Genomic DNA, 18,243 nt, shown 5'->3' with positions numbered 1-18,243 from the left:
GAAGAGGCAATGCGCAGACTGACCCTGGCACTGATGTTGATCGCAGGCACGCTGCGCGCCGAGGGCGATAAAGCAGGTGAGTTCGACTACTACGTGCTTGCGCTCAGCTGGACACCCACATGGTGCGCACTGGAGGGTGATGTACGAGGCTCAGAACAATGTGAGCCTGCAAAAAGTTTCGGCTGGACGCTACATGGCCTCTGGCCCCAATTCCATCGCGGCTGGCCCAGCTTTTGCAACACGCCGCAACACCAGCCCTCGCGCTCCATGACCAATGGCATGTCCGATATCATGGGCACATCCGGCCTTGCCTGGCATCAATGGAAGAAACACGGCACATGCACGGGGCTCTCCGCCACCGACTACTTCGCCCTCTCGCGCGAAGCCTACGGCAAAATCACCCGCCCCGCGCTGTTTCGCAAACTCGAAAACCCCGTCAAAGTCCCTGCCATGGTTATCGAAGAAGCATTTCTGAAAGAAAACCCCACCCTCAAGGCCAACATGCTCACGATCACTTGCAAAGCAGGCCGCATCCAAGAGGCGCGCATCTGCTTGTCCAAGTCCCTCGACCCCGTCCCCTGCGGGCGCGACACGATCAAGGATTGCTCCATGAACGATGCGCTTTTCGATCCGGTGAGATAACAGATCATTAAGGTTAACGCCCCCCGCTTCATCTTCCTGAATAAACTTCCCGCGGAGCGTCCCGCTCTCTCAGGAAGCGCCGACATTCAAAACGATTTTGCCGATATGCCCGCTGCTCTCCATGCGCGCATGCGCATCAGCGGCGTCCGCCAGATCAAATGTGCTATCCATCACCGGCCCCAAACGCCCAGCATTCAAAAGCGGCCAAACCTGCCCAACCAACGCTTGCGCAATCCGTGCTTTCGCCAAATCGCTCTGGGGGCGCAGGGTCGATCCCGTGATAGTCAAACGCCGCATCATCAGTTGTGCGAAATTCAACTCTACCTTCGGACCTTGCAAAAACGCGATCTGCACGAGCCGCCCGTCATCCGCCAGTGTTTTCACATTACGCGGCAGATAATCACCCCCGACCATATCAAGGATGAGATCCGCGCCGCCCTCAGCGCGCAGGATTTCCACGAAATCCTCTTCGCGATAATTTATCGCACGCTCGGCGCCCAATGACAGACAGGCGGCGCATTTCGCCTCGGAGCCAGCCGTCGTAAACACACGCGCTCCAAACAGCTTGCATAGCTGGATCGCCGTCGTGCCAATGCCTGATGAGCCGCCATGCACCAAAAACCGCTCGCCCGCTTTCAAGCCACCGCGCTGGAAGACATTGGAAAAGACGGTAAAATACGTCTCGGGCAGGCACGCTGCCTCTTTCAAATCCATCCCGTCAGGAACCGGCAGGCAATGCGCCGCTGGCGTTGCCACGAACTCCGCATACCCCCCGCCGGGTAAGAGCGCGCAGACCTGATCGCCGACGGTCCATTCACTCACGCCCGCGCCGATTGCGACGATCTCGCCCGCAGCCTCTAGCCCCGGCAAATCGCTTGCGTTCGGGGGCGGCGCATAAAGGCCTGCGCGCTGCAACGCATCGGGTCGGTTCACTCCGGCATAAGCCACCTTGATTACGACATCCGCGTGACCCGCCTCGGGCATCGCCCGCTCGCAAAGTTGCAGAACTTCGGGTCCACCCGCTTTGGTGATTTCAACGGCGCGCATGGGCTGTCCTCTCAAAGAAATTAACGTGTTTTGGATGCACCCGACAGATACCCGGGCAAATCATCGCGTGGATGTTCCGGCGGCGCTTTCAACAAGCCAAGCGCCCATTTAGGCCCTGCAAGCAACGGCTTTAGTAGAGGCGAGGCGTTTACCTGCGCTTTGACTTTTTCAATGCGCATCACATCCGCGATTCTGCGGTCAAGGAATGCCCACGTGTCGGCGTGATCCTCGGACTGATCACCAAGCCAGAACAGCACTGTCGCGCTATAGACCGCGCTTAGGGTTGCGCGCTTGGAGTACCAGTTCGAATCGCGCGATGTGTCGCCCAGCGCAATCCAGATCGCGTCCGCCGTGCCCCAAATCAGCTTGGCACCATCCGCTGCATGATGGGGCAATGCGAACAAGGTTGTGCCGCGGCGCACCGCTTCCTTGTCAGTCGCTGCCTCCAGGCGAAACCGCACCAAAGTCGCAATTTTTTCTGAATACCGCAGAGCGCTTAGGTCTTCTTGCGCGTATCGCACAAGCATGTCCGCATCGCCGTGTAGATGATACGTAATTGCTAGATCAAGTGCACCGCGCGGGCAGGCAGAGCGCGCCACGCCTATTTCCAGCCCAGCGTCCTGAACCGCCGCAGTAAATGTTGCCTCTGTCCAGCCATCAAAGGCCACATGGATCAAGGCGGCATCAAGCAATTGGTCTTTCACAGTGGTTTTCAACATGGCCATTGGCATCCCTCTCACGTCTTGCGGCGATACTAGACAATATAGGGGCGCTTTGCTATATGGCGACTTCCTGCAAATCCTTGCAACTTCAAACTAGAAAGGTGGTGAAAACCACATGCAGGTTAGTGTTCGTGACAACAATGTCGATCAGGCGCTTCGTGCCCTGAAGAAAAAGCTCCAGCGTGAAGGCGTTTTTCGTGAAATGAAGCTCAAGCAACATTTCGAGAAGCCCTCCGAGAAAAAAGCGCGCGAGAAAGCTGAAGCTATCCGCCGCGCCCGTAAATTGGCGCGTAAGAAGCTACAGCGTGAAGGTATGCTCTAAGCATAACTTTGTGAGCTAGAATGCTTTTGAATTTGAAACCCCCGTGGCCCTGCGCTGCGGGGGTTTTGCTTTTGCTGCAGTGTCAGACTGCGCATCTAGACCGAACCCCACGCGAAAACCCGCTCTTTCGCATACTGTCCGGCGGATGCGTGCGCATGCGGCAACAATTCTCTTTACACAAGCCCGCGCGGTAAGGACACTCGAAGAATTATTTCAGTTTTTGGATTGCGAAAGCCTCACATGCTTCATACATTTTTAAAAATTTCACTCACTCTCGGATTGTCTGCTTCAATAACCGCCTGCAACGGCGAGTCGGGTGGAACCACAACCACACCCGCCTTGATGCTAGCCTCCCAAGGCAGCATCGCAGGGTCGGTCGGGGATGTCACAGCAGCCCAGATTCAAGCAGCGGCTGCGGGTCCTGTCGACTGGTCCGGTCAAAGCGGGCCATTTCCGAGCACGATAAGCGGCGGCGACGGGTTTCAGGCCAATCCAAACAATGACGCATCCTTCGGAACATTGATCAACGCGGTCAGAACCGCATCCGGCGTAGCCCCCGTCGCATATAACGCGCAACTGGATGCAGCAGCGCAAGCCCATTCCGCTGACATGGTTACGAATAGCTACTTTTCACATACCGGCTTGAACGGCTCAACCATGGCCAGCAGAGCCGCCGCAGCGGGATATACCGGAACTGCAACCGGCGAAAATATCGCCAGAGGCCAGACAAACGAAAATCTGGCGATCAACGGCTGGATCAGTTCACCGGGTCATCAGAGCAACAACGTGAACCCAATTTCAGACGAATTTGGCTTGGGGCGCGCGGGAACAGGCTCCAATACGACGTGGACGCTGATGTTTGGCGCGAAATAGCCATCCGCTCGAACACCCGCTCGGTTCCGGTAGATGCGGGGCAATAGTTGCAGGCAATTCATCCTTAGAAAGGAAAAGTGCGGCACCGCTGGATAAACCTCTAGCGGTGCCGCCTTGGGCAATAGGTGAGTGGTGGCTAGGGAAGCCTATTGCCGTCTACGCCGTTTGAAATCGCTTTGATCCAGCTTGAAATCCCCATTCTGATCCATGGCGTGCATCATCCGCCGGGCACCCTTGCCAAATTCGGTTCTGCTCACGCGGTCATCAAAGTTCTCATCGGAGTTTTCAAATTTCTCAACCGGCCGCTTGCCACCGCGTCCCGACGCGCGACCTTGCTCAATTTGCAAGAACTCACCTCGATCAAGGGTACCGCTTTTGTCGGTATCGGCCCAAGCAAACAATCGCGCACGCGCAATTTCAAGTTCAGGCAACGTAACTTGTCCATCGCCGTTGGCATCAAACTGCGCAATCGGGCCTTTGCGAGCAAACTGCGCTTGCACCGGGCTTGCAACTACGCTGGCTAGGACTGCACTTGCGGCCAGGCTTGCAAGCAAGTGCAGGCTGTTCTTGAGGTGCATCTCGTGCTGCTCCTTTGCGAAGTATCTCGCGATCCTATTGAGACCGTGTCAAAAGCGGACCTTGCTATAGTCTTTGCGTTGCAAAGCGCCATCGCCGTTCTTGTCCAGAAGCGTGAACAAACGTATCGAGCCAGTTTGAAATTCCTGACGAGACACCGCCCCGTCCCCGTTCGTATCGGCAAATGTCAAAGGTTCGCGCAGCACACCGATCAAATCACCTTTTCCGATTCGCTTGTTCGAAGGCATTTGTGCGATCACCGCACGGTACTGTGCGCCGCTCCAAACACCGTTGCGATCTTCATCAAAGCGATCGAACGTGACTTGTCTCAAAGTCTGGAATTCACTTAAGGAAACCGCTTCGTCTTTGTCGGCGTCAAACACAGCAAGACTTGCCCAGTCACTACTGGCTTTGATTTCTTTCACACCCGTCACAGCGACAGCGCCGCAACCAGAAAGGCAAAAAAATACGGGGATCAGGATAAATTGCTTCATGACATCTCTTTGTTGGCTGAAGCATAAACGCGCCGCACCGCAGTTTCCGTCGCTCGGCTTTTAGGTTTCTTGCAGTGATCATGAAGCATGGAGACTTTATGGCGCAAAGATCTAGGGAAAATCCCTATCTTTACAGCGAAGCGCCTTTAACGCATTGCACGCAATGAACCGCGCAATCAGTGCAAATGCAGGACCAGCACTAACCACACAAGGACAATAAATTCGGGAATTGCGGAAGGTGTTTGGTGGGGCCTAGGAAAATCGAACTCGGGACCAAGCACCAAGACGCAGTCACGCGAAAAGTCAGGCGGAGCCTACCCGGCAATGCGTCGGTTTGTAAGGAACTAGGAAGTAATGGTGGAGCCTAGGAGGATCGAACTCCTGACCTCCTGCATGCCATGCAGGCGCTCTCCCAGCTGAGCTAAGGCCCCGAAACAGACACAGCGTATCTGTTGCACGCGGTGTCTAGGGAAGGTTTGCATCGGGATCAAGTGCAAATCACTCGGCCCCGACACCAAAACAGCGCTTTAGCTGTCGTCGTCGTCCGATGCGACGTCCGCGATCTCGTCGAGCGAAACCGTGTCATCGTCATCGTCATCTTCCAGAACGTCGTCACCAAGGTCCAGATCGACATCTTCGTCGTCGTCCAGCACCACGTCATCCGTGTCGTCCACTTCGGCGTCTTTGGCTTTCTTCGTCGCAGCATCTTCAGCGTCCGCAGCAATCATCCGGCTTTTGCCATTCTCCATCTCGATGGTTTCGCCTGTGTACGGGCTAACAATCGGGACTTTGCCGAGATCATAAAATCGCTTACCCGTGGTCGGGCACAGGCGCTTGACGCCCCATTCTTCCTTGGGCATGGAACTTCCTCATGAATTGGTCGTAGGATCGGTTGTCGGCAACTGCCATAACCTTCGCAGAGTGTCAAAGGCTTTGCAGCGATTAACCAAACTGAGGCGCATATGGGGCAGCATATTCTATCCGGCAACCCTCCGATCCCCATTGTTTTACGCAAATCGGCCCGCGCCAAGCGGATCAGCCTGCGCATCAGCCAGCTTGACGGGCGTGTAACGTTGACCTTGCCACGCCGTGTAAGCGAAGCGGAGGGAATCGCCTTTGCCCGCGAGAAAGAGGTCTGGCTCAGGGGCCATTTGGACAAACGCGGCAGTGACAGAGACGTTACAATCGGCGCGGCGCTTCCTATTGAGGGGATCGAACGCATCGTGCGATCCGGCGCAGGGCGCCGTGTCATTCTAGATACGGACGCCTTGATTGTGCCCGGCCACCCCGAGCAAATCGGCGCGCGCGCGCAAGCCTTTCTGAAGCTGCGCGCGCGCGATCGTTTGGCGCAGGCCTCGGATTACTATGCGGGCAAGCTGGGAAAACCCTACACGCGCCTCACCATTCGCGACACGCGCTCGCGGTGGGGATCGTGCTCCAGCGCCGGCGCGCTCATGTATTCCTGGCGGCTCATTCTATGCCCTCCCGAAGTGCTGGATTACGTGGCCGCCCATGAGGTCGCGCATCTGGCCGAAATGAACCACTCCAGCGCCTTCTGGGACACGGTAACGCGCCTTCACGGACCCTACGCCGCGCCACGCAATTGGCTGCGCACACACGGCAGCAGCCTGCACTCCTATCGCTTCTGAGCCTTTAGCTTGACCCGGCAGCACTTTGTGATCACAACGCTGGCATGTTGATAAATCCACGCCCCTCCGACGCAACACCCTCGCATCACGACCGCGTTTACCGCGCACTGCGCACGCGCATCATGTACGGTGATATCGCCCCTGGCCAAGCGATGACATTACGCGGCATCGGCGAGGAATTCGAAGTTTCAATGACACCCGCGCGCGAGGCTGTGCGCCGCCTTGTCGCCGAGGGTGCGTTGTCGCTGTCCAGTTCTGGCCGAGTGTCCACACCCGAACTCAGCAACGAGCGGATCGAAGAACTAGCGGCTCTGCGCGCTCTGATCGAAGTGGAGCTTGCCAGTCGCGCCTTGCCACGTGCGCACATGGCGCTGATCGAGCGGTTGCAAATGATCAACACCTCCATCTCAGAGCAGATCGCGCGGCAAGATGCAGTGGGCTATATTCGCACAAACCTCGAATTCCACCGAACGCTTTATCTGCGCGCACAGGCCCCCGCGATGCTAGCCATGGCCGAACAGGTCTGGTTACAACTCGGGCCAACCATGCGCGCGCTTTATGGCCGCCTGCGGCGCAAGGAAGTACCGCATTTCCACCGCCTCATTGTCGCTGCGCTAAAAGCTGGCGACGAGCCGGGCCTGCGCCTTGCCGTGCGCTCTGATGTAACGCAGGGCCTTAAAATGCTAGCAAGCTAGCAATTTTGCCTCCCGCCTCGCTGCGCCGCCCGGAACCCGAGAAAGTTGATTAATTTTATGCCTGATCCTTGCCTCAAAATCGTCTTGGTGACTCCTGAAATACCCTACAACACAGGTGCGATCGGACGCACTTGCGTGGCGCTTAATCTTGAGCTGATCCTGATCAAACCTTTGGGCTTCTCGCTTGATGAAAAATCCGTGCGCCGTGCTGGAACAGACTATTGGAAGCACGTGGACCTCACCGAATATGACAGCTGGCGGCACTTTCTGGAGGCCGAAAAGCCGCCCCGTGAAAAGCTGCATTTCTTCGAAGAGCACGGCCGCGAGAGCCTATACGCCCCCGACTATCCAGATGATGCCTATCTCGTGTTCGGCTGCGAATCCGCAGGTCTACCGAAGGCGATCCTCGATGGGCTAGAGGACCGTGTGTTCCACCTCCCCATGCTTAGCCCGCGCGTGCGATCACTCAACCTTGCGAATGTCGCGACGGCGGTCATCTATCAGGCCATGCGCACGCGGCTAGGTGGGTGAAAACGCCCCCGATTCCTGCGCAAAGACTACTTTAATCATCGCCCACCTTGCTTTGTGCAAGCCAAGTGCGTCCGGCTTGTTCGACACTGTTTAGTAGCTTGAAAAAATTTTCGCTCTCTTCAGGTGATAGAGGCTCAAGTAGGATAACGTTGACCTCTTCATAGATGCTCTGGAGGTGACGAAGGTCCTCGCCTTTCTGGCTCAACCCTACAGTCACTGCGCGGCGGTCATGGCGATTCTGGCTCCGTTCGACAAGTCCACCCGACAACATCCTGTCCACAATACGGGACGTAGCAGGAGGCGCATTGCCTTTGATTTCTGCTAGGCTTTTGACGCTCAATTCTCCGTTCTGCCAAAGGCTTGAGAGAACAGTCCATTGTGCGAGACTAAGATCGTGCGGTTCCAACAGCTTACTCACCAGCGCGTTGCTAGCAGAAGTTGCTAGATTCAACTGCCGACCGATAGAGTAAGGCGTGTTGTATTTATATTTCATATGAATAATTTCTATGTAAATTATTATCGGGTAATCTAACTAAAGCGACTGTTACACAGGGAGAAAAGCAATGAGACTCTTGATCCACACAATGACCTTGGCTGGCTTTGCAGCCCTTTAGTCCCTTCCTGCTTTTGCTCAAAGCGACGATACGCCCGGCACTGCGGGCCAGGTGGTTGGCGAAACAATCTTCGCATCCAAGGACAGCGCGGGACGCGGAATGATCCATTCGGGGGATATCAAGCAATTCCGGTCCTCTAGCCTTGACGGCGTGGATTGCGACAGCAGCGGCAAAGTCACCTACACAGAGTTCTCCGGTTGGAATCCGGAGTTTCCTATATCGCGCAAAACGAGGACCGCCTCGACGCATACATCACCGCATCCAAGGCTTCGCAATCATGTTCGCAATGCGCATAGCGCTGCGTCCCGATCTATAAATACGGGGTAGGCCAGATATGAAAAGCACCAAGCAAAACTACGGCACTGTTTCCGTTGCAATCCATTTGCTAAGCGCCTTGCTGATCCTTATCCTGATTGGATCAGGTTTCAGATCCGGGTTTTCACTAGACCCGGCAACGAAAGCCACAGCGCTACGCCTTCACCTTCCTGTTGCAATATTTGTTTTGCTGCTTACACGGGCGGCTGGTCTGGTGGTGGCGTTTCGATAACAGACCAAAACCGCTCGCCAGCATCCCACCTTGGCAAGACACTATCGCGCGATGGACGCATCGCGGGCTATACACCCTTATCTTAGTGATGCTGGCAAGCGGTGTTCTCTCTGGCCTGCCAGACGCATTGTTTGGCGTGGCCCCTTAAGGACCCGACCTTGAGGCGCATGTGGTTTCGCTGTGGGTGACATCCCCTCAAGGAGGGCCCGAACCAGCACGTGCGACGACCCTACTCTGTAGAAATCACAACCGCTTCGACCCGCCTGTTGGCATCGCGGCCCGCTTTGCTCAGATTGCTCGCGACGGGGGCTAGATATCCGACCCCCTCTGCGGAAAGCTGCGCGGCCACAGCGCGATGTGCATCGATCAAGCGCGCGCGCACGGAAGCAGCGCGCTTCTTGGAAAGCGCGATATTGCCATCGAGGCCGCCTACAGCATCGGTGTGACCAACCAGCGCAACGCGGCGCTCGGCATTGCTCGCCAGATAGCGTGCCAGCGCCTCGAGCGATGCAAAAGGGCCATCCCCGAGTTCAGAGGAGCCTGTCTTGAATTCCAGATCACTGAGAATAACGTGCCCCGCCACATCAAGCTGCTTGGCGATGCTTGCCTGCACGCCTAGCGGAGCTCCGGGTAAACCGCTGCGCGTGCTTGCCGTAATTTCACCGCCTTTGGCAACGCTTATGCCCGCACGCTCGTCCACGGCGATCTGGATGATCTGGATATAGGAGGCTGCGGCGCTGCGGCTGATCATCAAGGACAGGGCAACCTTGGGCGCGTCTGCCTCGCCTTTGAGGGCCGCAAGAAAACGGTAATCATCCAGATCGATGTACATGTCAGGCGCATCAATCACATCCGTACCAAAGCGGAAATCAAAACCGCCACAGGTGCGATCGGCGCACTCAAACAAAAGCGTGTAGCCATTGGCTTTTAATTCATCACGCAGCGGCTGTATCAATTGCAGCGGCGTGACCCCACCCCTTTCGACGCGCCAGGATTGCCGCGTCACAAATCCCTCGAACATGCGAGCCGGAATTTCCGCCCCATCATAGGGCGCGATGGGCAGCGCATAGCTGGCGATCCCCAATTCCTGCCCTGCCGTTTGGCGCGCAGAGGCAGGCAGCGTCAGTTCGACCGCGCCGGAAAGGCTGGGCGAAAGGACCGCCAAAAAAACCGTGAGCGCGCGCAGGATCATCTAGATTGCGCGTGATATTCGTCGTTCGGGCGCATATCTATCGCGCTCGCTACGCGGTTAGACATGTTGTAAAATGCGGCGACATTGGCGATGTCAAAGATATCGCGATCGCTGAACCCGACGTTGCGCAGCGCTTGGCGATCTTGCTCTTCAATCGTGTGGCTTTCCTTGGTGACATGTTCGGCAAAACGCAGCATCGCAGTTTGGCGTGCATCCAAGTCAGCCACGCGCCAGTTCATCACCAGCGCCTCGCCCAGCATCGGATCACCACTAAGCTGCCGCACAGCCGCACCATGCGCTGTCAGGCAATAAAAACACTTGTTGATCGAGGACACCGCGACCGCGATCATCTCTCGTTCCAACTTGCTCAGACCGCTGTCAGCCAGCATGATATCGTTATAAAGCCCCGTGAAGGCGTTCAACTTGTCTATATCGAAGGCATGCGCCTGAAGCACATTCGGGACCATCCCCAGTTTGTCCAGGCAAATATCGAAATACTTCTGCGTCGGCGCAGGTAGCGGCTCTACCATCGGCAAATCTAGGGCAGTAATTTTACTCATAAGATCGGTCCTTCAATCGAGCTTGATACGATAATGATAGCTACCAATGAGCTCCATGCCGAGCGAGGTGTAAAGGGCGTTTGCTGCGGCATTTTCTTTGGTGCAGATCACCGACATCATTTGCGCGCCCTGCTCACTCGCCCAAACAGCCGCGCGGCGCATCATCCATTTGCCGACGCCCATGCCGCGTTGATGCTCTAAAATTTCAAGCGCATGCACCATGGCAACCTGATTATGAATAGCGACATAGCCAGTCCCTGACGGGTGATCGTTCCAGCGCCCCAAAAGCCCGGTCTTCGTGCAGGCAGAACGCTCCATCACCGCAACGCGCGCCGCGTCAATGCCGCCGCTCGCCCAAATGTCGCGCATGATTTGCAAAGGCTCCCACATCGTAAAGGCCGTTACGCGCGGGATTTCCAGATCGGTCAGATGCGCGACGGGGCAGGCGTAGAAATTGACCGGGTCTTTGATGGCATACCCATTGGCTGCAAGCATCGCGTCCAATTCCACCTCGCCCTCGCGCACCATGAACAGGCTGGATTGACCCAGCGCGCACATGGCCACTTCCGCCTGCGCAAGATCGCTTGGATCAAACGCATCCACTGCGGTGGTGGCAGACACACGTTGCCCGCCACCGCCGCCATCACGGATTATCCAAGGTCCAAGACGCTGTTCCCGAACGGCGGGCCAAGTTCGAGCACAAACCTCGTAAAGTGTATCAATCGCAGGCAATGCGCTCACGCCCCCATCTCCGCCGCGAGGCGCACGATAGCGGCGTCAATCTGCGCGCCGTCATGGCCACGGATCACGATGTTCGCGCCATATGCACCGTCCTTTTGAAACGGATAAGAGCCGATGGAAAGATCAGGAAAGTCCGCCGCAAGCTTACCCAACGGACCCGCGATATCCCCCTCGCCACGGTCAATGCGCAGGCTTTGACTCAGCAGCGGCGCGCCCCCCGTGAGGGTCGGCAAAACGCTTGCCACCATAGCCTTGAACACGGAAGGGACGCCCGCCATCACATGCACGTTTTCGAGGGTAAAGCCCGGCGCAATGGAGACGGGATTGTCGATCAGACTCGCGCCTTCGGGAATACGCGCCATGCGCAAACGCGCTTCGTTCAATTCACTGCCTTGGCGTTCATAATGCGCCGCGAGCAGCGCGCGCGCGTCCTCGCGCACGTCAATCGACGCGCCGAACGCCTCGGCGATGCAATCGGCAGTGATGTCGTCGTGCGTCGGGCCGATGCCGCCGCTGGTGAACACATGCTCATAGCCATCCGAGAGCGCGCGCACGGCAGCGACAATCGCAGGCGCATCATCACTCACAACGCGCACTTCGCGCAGGTCAATGCCGTGGGTCGTCAACTCCCCGGCGAGATAGTGCATATTCGCGTCGCGCGTGCGGCCTGAAAGAATTTCATCACCAATCACCAACATGGCGGCTGTGGGGTTGCTCATTTGCGGCTCTCCTTGATGGGCACTTGGTCCTCGTATAGGCAATGCTTCATGCGCTTTCAAACCCCTCTGATCCCCGCGCGGCTGATCCGCCGCTATAAACGCTTTCTGGCTGATGCACGCCTTGAAGATGGCCGCGAAATTACCGCGCACTGTGCCAACCCCGGCTCGATGATGGGGCTAGCGGACGAGGGTATGAAAATCTGGCTGGAGCCGAACGATGATCCGAAAAAGAAGCTGAAATTCGGCTGGCGCTTGGTGGATCACGAGAACGGACATTTCACAGGTATTGACACCTCTGTGCCAAACCGCGCGTTGAAGACCGCTTTAGAGGCGCATGAGATTGCGGGGCTTGGCGATTACGAGACCGTGCGCCCCGAAGTAAAATACGGTGAAAACAGTCGCATTGATTTCCTTTTGCAAGGCGGTGGGCCGGATACATATGTTGAAGTGAAAAGCGTGACCCTGTGCCGTCAGGCTGGACTCGCGGAGTTCCCTGATAGCGTCACCAAACGCGGAGCCAAGCATCTGGCAGAGTTGTCCGTGATGGTGGCTGAGGGACACCGCGCGGTGATGCTCTATCTGGTGCAGCGCACGGATTGCACGGAAATGGCCTTGGCGGGTGATATTGATGCTGCTTACGCGAAGGCGTTTGTAGATGCGCGCAAGGCGGGGGTCGAAGCGATCTGCTTTGACACCAAGATCACGCCAGAGGGTGTTTGGATCGGCAAACCTCTGCCAATTCGCCCTGCCCCCTAGAAGCCCGCGGCGTTCCGAATTACATAAGCATTAAGCAACGCACGCAAGGAGCATCGCCATGTTCGGATCATCCAAAGGCCGCATGACCAAAGAAGGTATTCGCATCTACGAGGACGCGGATTTTGCAGGCATGGCGGCGGCTGGTAAATTGGCCGCGCAAATCCTTGATGAAGTAGCCGAGCTGGTCACGGTAGGTCAGACCACCAGTGTGCTTGATAAGTTCATCGAAGATCGTGTGACGGCGGCTGGTGCCACGTCTGCCACGATTGGCTACAAAGGCTACAAACACGCTAGCTGCATTTCGGTGAACCATGTGGTGTGCCACGGCATTCCCGGGGATAAGAAGCTGAAAGAAGGCGACATTCTGAATATCGACGTCACCGTGATTGTGGACGGCTGGTTCGGTGATACGTCGCGCATGTATGTCGCGGGCAAGCTGTCGCGCAAAACAGAGCGCCTTTTGCAAGTTACGCATGATGCCCTGTTCAAAGGGATCGAAGCGGTGAAGCCGGGCAATACGTTTGGCGATATCGGCGCGGCGATCCAGAGCTTTGTCGAGAGCCACCGTATGTCCGTCGTGCGCGATTTTTGCGGGCATGGTTTGGGGCGGGTGTTCCATGCCCCACCCAATGTTCTGCACTACGGTCGCCCGGGCACAGGCTCTGTGCTGGAGCCGGGCATGTTCTTTACAATTGAACCTATGGTGAATTTGGGCCGCCCCGAGACCAAGGTTCTGGCGGATGACTGGACAGCTGTGACGCGCGACAAATCTTTGTCGGCGCAGTTCGAGCATTCAATAGGCGTGACCGAGACAGGCTACGAGATTTTCACGCTCTCGCCTGCAGGGACGTTTCATCCGACGTATGAAGTTTGATGGCTCTCTAGCGACTATTCATCCAGCTAGTTAAGAGATACCCGCGGTTTGAAAACTTTGAGTAGCACGATTTTACCCTCTGCTGATATGTCCATGTAGACGGCCTGACGCAACCCAAAGACGCATTGGTATAAGTTAAGTAGGCAATGCTGTTGGCGTAACTCTGGGAGGGTCAATGTTAGGTATTTCGTGTCTGACGTACCCAATCTTGTTTCGACGTTATACGTTCTGTGCGCATCGGGTGTGATATCTACTAAGCGGCTCAACAACCATGCAGCAACCTTTTCCCGGCTTTTGAATTCATAAGCGATATTGAAGAAGCACACGGCTGCCTGTCTATGTCGCTTGATCGCCCTCAGATTTAATCGAGACTCAATACCAAGAGGCACACTCGGTTCAGACAAACAGCTTTGGGCGTCGGGAAATTTGGCAAGCGCAAATGCGTAACCAAGACGGGTTAAGCTATCAACATTATCTAGATTGCTAATAATCTTGAAACCGACGTCTTTGCCGTCGGATTTGAAATCAACGTTGGCACTATGAAACGGATGATCCTGATAGTTTGGCAGCATCGCGCGCCCTTGCACGGAATATTGCCGCAAGGCGGCAATCATCGTAAGCAAAAAAGCCAAACCGAAAAGGCCACTTCATAAGCTAAGCCTTACGCCGCTAACCCCTTTGAGCCCATCGCCAAAAACTTGTCGCGGCGCGCTTTGATCAACGCTTTGCCGTCCATGCCGGCAAGATCATCCAACATTGCAGCAATCGCATCGCTGACGGATGCCATCGCCACCTCGCGGTGACGGTGAGCGCCGCCAAGTGGCTCATCGACAATCCGGTCGACCACGCCCAGTTTCTGCAAGTCCTGCGCGGTCAGGCGCAAGGCTTCTGCCGCCTCACGCATTTTCTCGCTGTCTTTCCAAAGGATCGATGCGCAGCCCTCTGGTGAGATCACAGAATAAACCGAATGCTCCAGCATCGCGAGTTTGTTGGCCGTCGCAAAGGCCACCGCGCCGCCAGAGCCACCCTCGCCGATAATCACACTCACCAAAGGCACGCCAATTTGCAGGCACATCTCGGTCGAGCGGGCAATTGCTTCGGACTGGCCTCGCTCTTCCGCGCCTTTGCCAGGGTATGCACCGGGCGTGTCCACCAGCGTCACCACGGGCAGGTTAAAGCGGCTCGCCATCTCCATCAGGCGGATCGCCTTGCGATAACCCTCGGGGCGGGCCATGCCAAAATTACGCTCGATCCGGCTGGAGGTATCACTGCCCTTGTCCTGGCCGATCACCACAACAGGGCGATCCTTGAAACGGGCAAGTCCGCCCATGACCGCATGATCGTCGGAAAACCCGCGATCTCCGGCGAGGGGGGTAAATTCGGAGAACACAGCAGAAATATAATCACTGCAATGAGGACGCTTGGGGTGACGCGCAACCTGGCATTTGCGCCAAGGTGTCAGGCCCGCATAAAGCTCCACCAACATGTCGGCAGCCTTTTTATCAAGAGCGACCGCTTCTTCCTCGACATTCGTTTCCTCGTTTGAACGCGCCATCGCGCGCAGCTCTTCGGCTTTGCCTTCAATCTCTGCAAGTGGTTTTTCGAAATCGAGATAGTTCATTGCGCGCGCTCACATTCACTGGAAACTAGACGCCTATATGGCGCGGCTGTAGCGCGGATGCAATAAAGCAAGATCAATCCGCCAAGCCGGAATATGCTCGGGTTACAGTCAAGCAAGGAACACACAGTAACATCCCACCCCTATGAAGACCGCATTTTGAGCTTTCTAGGATACAACTACGACAACCTCGGCGCTGATCTTTCATGATGATCCGAACACCGTGGCCGATGATTTGCTGACGCAAATTCACATGTTGCTTCAGCCAAGCACCACAGGATAAAGCGAAAGAACGAGCAGCCCTGCCATCGCCCAATTGAACAGACGCAGTCTGGCGGGACTGGTCAGAAACCGGGCCATTTGCTGCCCCAGTATCGTCCATGAGGATACACTGGGCAGGTTCACGAGGCCGAAGATCAAAGCGACGAGCGTCACGGCACCAAGGCTTTGATCGGCCGTGTAAACGGCGATCGCAGTAAGCGCCATGGTCCAGGCTTTAGGGTTCACCCACTGGAAAAGCGCCGCCTGAATAAAGGTGAAGGGCGTCGCATCACTTTTGGCTTCCCCCTCTGGCGGGGCCGCGTTCGCGATCTTCCAGGCCAGCCATAAGAGGTAGAGCACACTTACAATTCTCAGCGCAGTGTGCAGCACCGGATAAAGATCGAAGACCTGAATAAGCCCCGCGCCAACCAGAACAATCATAACGGAAAAACCGATCCCGACGCCAAGCATATGCGGGATCGTGCGGCGAAACCCGAAATTCGCGCCAGACGCCATAAGCATCAAATTGTTCGGTCCCGGCGTGATCGAGGACACAAACGCAAACAGGATCAGCCCGAGAAGGAGGTCATAATTCATGCCCCGTCGCTACTGCACAATGTCCGAGGCGCAAATAGATTTATTGTACCAACCACTTGGCCTTGACCGAAAGCGGCCCGCGAAACGCCCAGCCACCGAAGATGGCGGGCTCACTCAACGCGACACTTTTGAGGCGCTCGAAAAACATCGGCAGAGCGACTTCGGCGATCAGGCAACGCGAGGCCCAAGCGCCTGCGCAGAAATGCGGGCCTGCGCCAAAGGAAACCGCTTTAGCCGTGTCGCGCGTTACGTCGAAACGTTCGGGTGCGTCAAAGATATCTGCGTCGCGATTTGCGGAGCCAAACATCAGGAACGCGCGATCCTCTGGCTCAAACGTGACGCCATTGATCGTGTCACGGCGCGCGATGCGGCGCGGAGACATGCCAATAGGTGACATCCAACGCGCGTATTCCTCGAACACGGCAAGCCATGTGACATCGCCACTCAATGCCATTTGCAACTGGTCCGGGTGATCCAACAGCGCCGCAATTGTGCCTGCGATTGCATCGCGCGGCTCGTTCTGACCGCCGGATATGGCGAGTTTGATATTCGCACGAATCTGCTCTTCAGGCATATCAGCCTTCATCGCGACGCTGAGCAAGGACAGATCAGGCTTGGCCTTCAGGGTCGGCATCCGAGCATCAATATGCGCGTCAATGGAAGCCGTGCAGTCGTGGCAATGCGCCTCAATCGCCGGATCGCCCGCGTGATTGGAAATACCGTCGATCATCCCTTGGCTCACGCGGTCCATTTCGAGGTAGGGCATATCGGTCAGCCCCGTGATCGCCTTAAGCGCTTCTGCGGCAACCGGCAGTGCAAAATCCGTCACAAGATCGCCACTGCCTCTCGCGCCGATCCGGTCCAAGACAGCGCCCGTCGCCGCCTCGAACTGCGCTTTCCAGACATCACGCACCGTGCGCGGCGAAACGGTGGGGAAGATCGCCCGACGCTCGGCCATATGCGCCGCGCCGTCCTTGCGCATCATATTCTCGCCCATGAGAAGAGTCATCAAACCGCCCGGTTGCTTAGAGCTGAACACCTCTGTTCGCTTCTCCTGCACAAACACATCATCACGCTTGGTCAGTAAGGTTGCGTTCAGTTCAGGCACGTAGGCGATGGGTGCATCGCGGCGCATATTTGCAAGGTCTGAATAGGGATCGGCCCAGAACTTTGCCGGATCAATATGATAGATGGGTGCGTCTGACATATGCCATGCTGCGCCGCGGCTTTCAGGGCGTCAAGACATGCTTTTGGGCAGCTCTGCGGCAAGCAGATCAAACACCAGCCTGATCCTGCGCGAAGTGTGCAACTCGCGGTGCGTGACCAGCCATGTGGGAAAGAAAAACGGCTCCATGTCTGGCAAGACCTGCTCGACCCCCGACGTCATTGCAGCGACATCGACGGACATGGGCGAAATCCCGAAACCCTGCTTCACCATTTCCCAAGCCACCAATCCGTTGGCGGAAACGACGCGAAAGTTGCTTGGCTCGACGGGAATGCCAAGTGGCGCAAAGTAGCTAATGCTTTGCGGGATATCCCCGAAGCAAACAAAATCATGCGCGCCGAGGGCAGCGATGTCTTTCGGTTTACCGCGCCGCGCAAGATAGCTACTGGCGGCATAGAATGACGCTTTTGAATCGTGCACCATACGCGCGATCAGATCGGGGGCATCGGGTCGCACATGACGCACCGCGATATCGGCCTCGCGCTGCACCAGATCGCTGATGTCGTTCGTTGCGACGATGTCGAGGGTAATCTTGGGCGCCAGAACGCGCAGTTTGGCGACGATCGGCGGCAAAAGGTAGGCTGCAAACACATCCGACGCGGTGATCCGCACGACCCCCTCGACAGCCTGCGATTGCCCCGACGCCAGCATCGAAACGCGCCCTGCCGCATCCGCCATCACGCGCACGTGCTCAGCCAGATCAAGCCCGGTTTGCGTCACCTTGAGAGAGCGTCCCGCGCGCTCGAACAGGGTAACGCCCAATTCGGCCTCCAACGCCGTAATCTGGCGGCCTATTGTGGGCTGCGTCTGACGTAATTCGCGCGCCGCCGCCGAAAGCGAGCCCGTCTCAAGCACTGCCAAAAACGCGCGCGTCTGGTTCCAATCGAAGGAGATCGCCTGCCAATTCATGCGAAAACGTATACCATAAAGACAAATTTCGGCAATTCCCCACGTTATGCGCATGAATTAGGGTGCTCGTGAAGGAGAT

Annotated in this window: 23 protein-coding genes and 1 tRNA gene; 8 read left to right on the top strand and 16 right to left on the bottom strand. The window is 56.6% G+C overall.

Going from position 1 to position 18,243, the window contains the following annotated elements:
- Positions 1–9: 9 nt before the first annotated feature.
- Positions 10–642, top strand: coding sequence for a ribonuclease T2 family protein (locus B9P63_RS01210; protein ID WP_085306719.1), 633 nt, complete (start codon positions 10–12; stop codon positions 640–642).
- 69 nt (positions 643–711) lie between these two features.
- Here the strand turns inward: B9P63_RS01210 and B9P63_RS01205 are convergent, their stop codons facing one another.
- Positions 712–1,689 carry an NAD(P)H-quinone oxidoreductase gene (locus B9P63_RS01205; protein WP_085306718.1) on the bottom strand — a complete coding sequence of 326 codons (978 nt, stop codon included), beginning with the start codon at positions 1,687–1,689 and terminating at the stop codon, positions 712–714.
- A gap of 20 nt (positions 1,690–1,709) precedes the next feature.
- The gene (locus B9P63_RS01200) at positions 1,710–2,414 is read right to left on the bottom strand and encodes a COQ9 family protein (protein ID WP_085306717.1); all 705 of its coding nucleotides are present in this window, start codon (positions 2,412–2,414) and stop codon (positions 1,710–1,712) included.
- A gap of 112 nt (positions 2,415–2,526) precedes the next feature.
- On the opposite strand from B9P63_RS01200, the gene rpsU reads away from it, so the two are divergent.
- Positions 2,527–2,733, top strand: coding sequence for a 30S ribosomal protein S21 (gene rpsU, locus B9P63_RS01195; protein WP_085306716.1), 207 nt, complete (start codon positions 2,527–2,529; stop codon positions 2,731–2,733).
- A 342-nt stretch (positions 2,734–3,075) separates the two neighbouring features.
- A complete protein-coding gene (locus B9P63_RS01190) occupies positions 3,076–3,606 on the top strand; it encodes a CAP domain-containing protein (protein WP_176219075.1) in 531 nt (176 codons plus the stop codon).
- 146 nt (positions 3,607–3,752) lie between these two features.
- On the opposite strand, the gene B9P63_RS01185 is transcribed toward B9P63_RS01190, so the two are convergent.
- The 4 genes from B9P63_RS01185 to B9P63_RS01170 all read right to left on the bottom strand — a co-directional run bounded on the left by B9P63_RS01185 (position 3,753) and on the right by B9P63_RS01170 (position 5,536).
- Positions 3,753–4,184, bottom strand: coding sequence for an EF-hand domain-containing protein (locus B9P63_RS01185; protein ID WP_085306714.1), 432 nt, complete (start codon positions 4,182–4,184; stop codon positions 3,753–3,755).
- Positions 4,185–4,232: 48 nt separating this feature from the next.
- Positions 4,233–4,676 carry an EF-hand domain-containing protein gene (locus B9P63_RS01180; protein WP_085306713.1) on the bottom strand — a complete coding sequence of 148 codons (444 nt, stop codon included), beginning with the start codon at positions 4,674–4,676 and terminating at the stop codon, positions 4,233–4,235.
- Positions 4,677–5,031: 355 nt separating this feature from the next.
- A tRNA-Ala gene (locus B9P63_RS01175) sits at positions 5,032–5,107 on the bottom strand.
- Positions 5,108–5,203: 96 nt separating this feature from the next.
- Positions 5,204–5,536, bottom strand: a complete 333-nt coding sequence (locus B9P63_RS01170; protein ID WP_085306712.1) for a TIGR02300 family protein — start codon at positions 5,534–5,536, stop codon at positions 5,204–5,206.
- A gap of 102 nt (positions 5,537–5,638) precedes the next feature.
- On the opposite strand from B9P63_RS01170, the gene B9P63_RS01165 reads away from it, so the two are divergent.
- Genes B9P63_RS01165 through B9P63_RS01155 form a run of 3 tightly spaced genes read left to right on the top strand, consistent with a single transcriptional unit; the run spans position 5,639 to position 7,551 of the window.
- Entirely contained in the window at positions 5,639–6,325 is a 687-nt protein-coding gene (locus tag B9P63_RS01165; RefSeq protein WP_085306711.1) for a M48 family metallopeptidase, read from the top strand.
- A 44-nt stretch (positions 6,326–6,369) separates the two neighbouring features.
- On the top strand, positions 6,370–7,020 hold the full coding sequence (locus B9P63_RS01160) for a GntR family transcriptional regulator (RefSeq protein WP_085306710.1): 651 nt from the start codon (positions 6,370–6,372) through the stop codon (positions 7,018–7,020).
- 57 nt (positions 7,021–7,077) lie between these two features.
- Positions 7,078–7,551, top strand: a complete 474-nt coding sequence (locus B9P63_RS01155) for a tRNA (cytidine(34)-2'-O)-methyltransferase (RefSeq protein ID WP_085306709.1) — start codon at positions 7,078–7,080, stop codon at positions 7,549–7,551.
- 31 nt (positions 7,552–7,582) lie between these two features.
- Here B9P63_RS01155 and B9P63_RS01150 read toward each other — a convergent pair whose 3' ends face one another.
- From B9P63_RS01150 to B9P63_RS01125, 5 genes are all read right to left on the bottom strand, one after another.
- Positions 7,583–8,044 (bottom strand): MarR family winged helix-turn-helix transcriptional regulator, encoded by a 462-nt coding sequence (locus B9P63_RS01150; RefSeq protein ID WP_085306708.1) that lies wholly within the window; start codon positions 8,042–8,044, stop codon positions 7,583–7,585.
- 897 nt (positions 8,045–8,941) lie between these two features.
- Entirely contained in the window at positions 8,942–9,904 is a 963-nt protein-coding gene (locus tag B9P63_RS01140; RefSeq protein ID WP_085306706.1) for an OmpA family protein, read from the bottom strand.
- On the bottom strand, positions 9,901–10,464 hold the full coding sequence (locus B9P63_RS01135; RefSeq protein ID WP_085306705.1) for a peroxidase-related enzyme: 564 nt from the start codon (positions 10,462–10,464) through the stop codon (positions 9,901–9,903). Before B9P63_RS01135 ends, B9P63_RS01140 begins: the two co-directional genes overlap by 4 nt.
- 12 nt (positions 10,465–10,476) lie before the next feature.
- A complete protein-coding gene (locus B9P63_RS01130; RefSeq protein WP_342743541.1) occupies positions 10,477–11,205 on the bottom strand; it encodes a GNAT family N-acetyltransferase in 729 nt (242 codons plus the stop codon).
- A complete protein-coding gene (locus B9P63_RS01125) occupies positions 11,202–11,924 on the bottom strand; it encodes a competence/damage-inducible protein A (RefSeq protein ID WP_085306704.1) in 723 nt (240 codons plus the stop codon). Before B9P63_RS01125 ends, B9P63_RS01130 begins: the two co-directional genes overlap by 4 nt.
- Positions 11,925–11,972: 48 nt before the next feature.
- Here B9P63_RS01125 and sfsA point away from each other — a divergent pair, with 48 nt between their 5' ends.
- Positions 11,973–12,680, top strand: coding sequence for a DNA/RNA nuclease SfsA (gene sfsA, locus B9P63_RS01120; protein WP_085306703.1), 708 nt, complete (start codon positions 11,973–11,975; stop codon positions 12,678–12,680).
- A gap of 58 nt (positions 12,681–12,738) precedes the next feature.
- Positions 12,739–13,554 carry a type I methionyl aminopeptidase gene (gene map, locus B9P63_RS01115; protein WP_085306702.1) on the top strand — a complete coding sequence of 272 codons (816 nt, stop codon included), beginning with the start codon at positions 12,739–12,741 and terminating at the stop codon, positions 13,552–13,554.
- 26 nt (positions 13,555–13,580) lie between these two features.
- On the opposite strand, the gene B9P63_RS01110 is transcribed toward map, so the two are convergent.
- The 5 genes from B9P63_RS01110 to B9P63_RS01090 all read right to left on the bottom strand — a co-directional run bounded on the left by B9P63_RS01110 (position 13,581) and on the right by B9P63_RS01090 (position 18,164).
- Positions 13,581–14,186 (bottom strand): hypothetical protein, encoded by a 606-nt coding sequence (locus B9P63_RS01110; RefSeq protein ID WP_139816180.1) that lies wholly within the window; start codon positions 14,184–14,186, stop codon positions 13,581–13,583.
- Between the two features lie 29 nt (positions 14,187–14,215).
- Entirely contained in the window at positions 14,216–15,175 is a 960-nt protein-coding gene (locus B9P63_RS01105; RefSeq protein ID WP_085306700.1) for an acetyl-CoA carboxylase carboxyltransferase subunit alpha, read from the bottom strand.
- 258 nt (positions 15,176–15,433) lie between these two features.
- A complete protein-coding gene (locus B9P63_RS01100; protein ID WP_085306699.1) occupies positions 15,434–16,030 on the bottom strand; it encodes a LysE family translocator in 597 nt (198 codons plus the stop codon).
- Between the two features lie 40 nt (positions 16,031–16,070).
- The gene (locus B9P63_RS01095; RefSeq protein ID WP_085306698.1) at positions 16,071–17,237 is read right to left on the bottom strand and encodes a cytochrome P450; all 1,167 of its coding nucleotides are present in this window, start codon (positions 17,235–17,237) and stop codon (positions 16,071–16,073) included.
- Positions 17,238–17,267: 30 nt separating this feature from the next.
- Positions 17,268–18,164 (bottom strand): LysR family transcriptional regulator, encoded by an 897-nt coding sequence (locus B9P63_RS01090; RefSeq protein WP_085306697.1) that lies wholly within the window; start codon positions 18,162–18,164, stop codon positions 17,268–17,270.
- Positions 18,165–18,243: the final 79 nt, after the last annotated feature.

Source organism: Planktotalea arctica (genome assembly GCF_002105285.1).
Classification (GTDB): Bacteria; Pseudomonadota; Alphaproteobacteria; order Rhodobacterales; family Rhodobacteraceae; genus Planktotalea; species Planktotalea arctica.
This window is presented reverse-complemented; position numbering and strand designations above follow the sequence as displayed.

What these genes read in the sequence shown, in the direction of transcription:
- B9P63_RS01155 (WP_085306709.1), top strand. Translation starts at nt 7,078, where the DNA reads ATGCCTGATCCTTGCCTCAAAATCGTCTTGGTGACTCCTGAAATACCC.
- B9P63_RS01185 (WP_085306714.1), bottom strand. Translation starts at nt 4,184, where the DNA reads ATGCACCTCAAGAACAGCCTGCACTTGCTTGCAAGCCTGGCCGCAAGT.
- B9P63_RS01140 (WP_085306706.1), bottom strand. Translation starts at nt 9,904, where the DNA reads ATGATCCTGCGCGCGCTCACGGTTTTTTTGGCGGTCCTTTCGCCCAGC.
- B9P63_RS01160 (WP_085306710.1), top strand. Translation starts at nt 6,370, where the DNA reads ATGTTGATAAATCCACGCCCCTCCGACGCAACACCCTCGCATCACGAC.
- B9P63_RS01170 (WP_085306712.1), bottom strand. Translation starts at nt 5,536, where the DNA reads ATGCCCAAGGAAGAATGGGGCGTCAAGCGCCTGTGCCCGACCACGGGT.
- sfsA (WP_085306703.1), top strand. Translation starts at nt 11,973, where the DNA reads ATGCGCTTTCAAACCCCTCTGATCCCCGCGCGGCTGATCCGCCGCTAT.
- B9P63_RS01125 (WP_085306704.1), bottom strand. Translation starts at nt 11,924, where the DNA reads ATGAGCAACCCCACAGCCGCCATGTTGGTGATTGGTGATGAAATTCTT.
- map (WP_085306702.1), top strand. Translation starts at nt 12,739, where the DNA reads ATGTTCGGATCATCCAAAGGCCGCATGACCAAAGAAGGTATTCGCATC.
- B9P63_RS01135 (WP_085306705.1), bottom strand. Translation starts at nt 10,464, where the DNA reads ATGAGTAAAATTACTGCCCTAGATTTGCCGATGGTAGAGCCGCTACCT.
- B9P63_RS01150 (WP_085306708.1), bottom strand. Translation starts at nt 8,044, where the DNA reads ATGAAATATAAATACAACACGCCTTACTCTATCGGTCGGCAGTTGAAT.
- B9P63_RS01090 (WP_085306697.1), bottom strand. Translation starts at nt 18,164, where the DNA reads ATGAATTGGCAGGCGATCTCCTTCGATTGGAACCAGACGCGCGCGTTT.
- B9P63_RS01095 (WP_085306698.1), bottom strand. Translation starts at nt 17,237, where the DNA reads ATGTCAGACGCACCCATCTATCATATTGATCCGGCAAAGTTCTGGGCC.
- B9P63_RS01165 (WP_085306711.1), top strand. Translation starts at nt 5,639, where the DNA reads ATGGGGCAGCATATTCTATCCGGCAACCCTCCGATCCCCATTGTTTTA.
- B9P63_RS01190 (WP_176219075.1), top strand. Translation starts at nt 3,076, where the DNA reads ATGCTAGCCTCCCAAGGCAGCATCGCAGGGTCGGTCGGGGATGTCACA.
- rpsU (WP_085306716.1), top strand. Translation starts at nt 2,527, where the DNA reads ATGCAGGTTAGTGTTCGTGACAACAATGTCGATCAGGCGCTTCGTGCC.
- B9P63_RS01200 (WP_085306717.1), bottom strand. Translation starts at nt 2,414, where the DNA reads ATGGCCATGTTGAAAACCACTGTGAAAGACCAATTGCTTGATGCCGCC.
- B9P63_RS01180 (WP_085306713.1), bottom strand. Translation starts at nt 4,676, where the DNA reads ATGAAGCAATTTATCCTGATCCCCGTATTTTTTTGCCTTTCTGGTTGC.
- B9P63_RS01105 (WP_085306700.1), bottom strand. Translation starts at nt 15,175, where the DNA reads ATGAACTATCTCGATTTCGAAAAACCACTTGCAGAGATTGAAGGCAAA.
- B9P63_RS01205 (WP_085306718.1), bottom strand. Translation starts at nt 1,689, where the DNA reads ATGCGCGCCGTTGAAATCACCAAAGCGGGTGGACCCGAAGTTCTGCAA.
- B9P63_RS01210 (WP_085306719.1), top strand. Translation starts at nt 10, where the DNA reads ATGCGCAGACTGACCCTGGCACTGATGTTGATCGCAGGCACGCTGCGC.
- B9P63_RS01100 (WP_085306699.1), bottom strand. Translation starts at nt 16,030, where the DNA reads ATGAATTATGACCTCCTTCTCGGGCTGATCCTGTTTGCGTTTGTGTCC.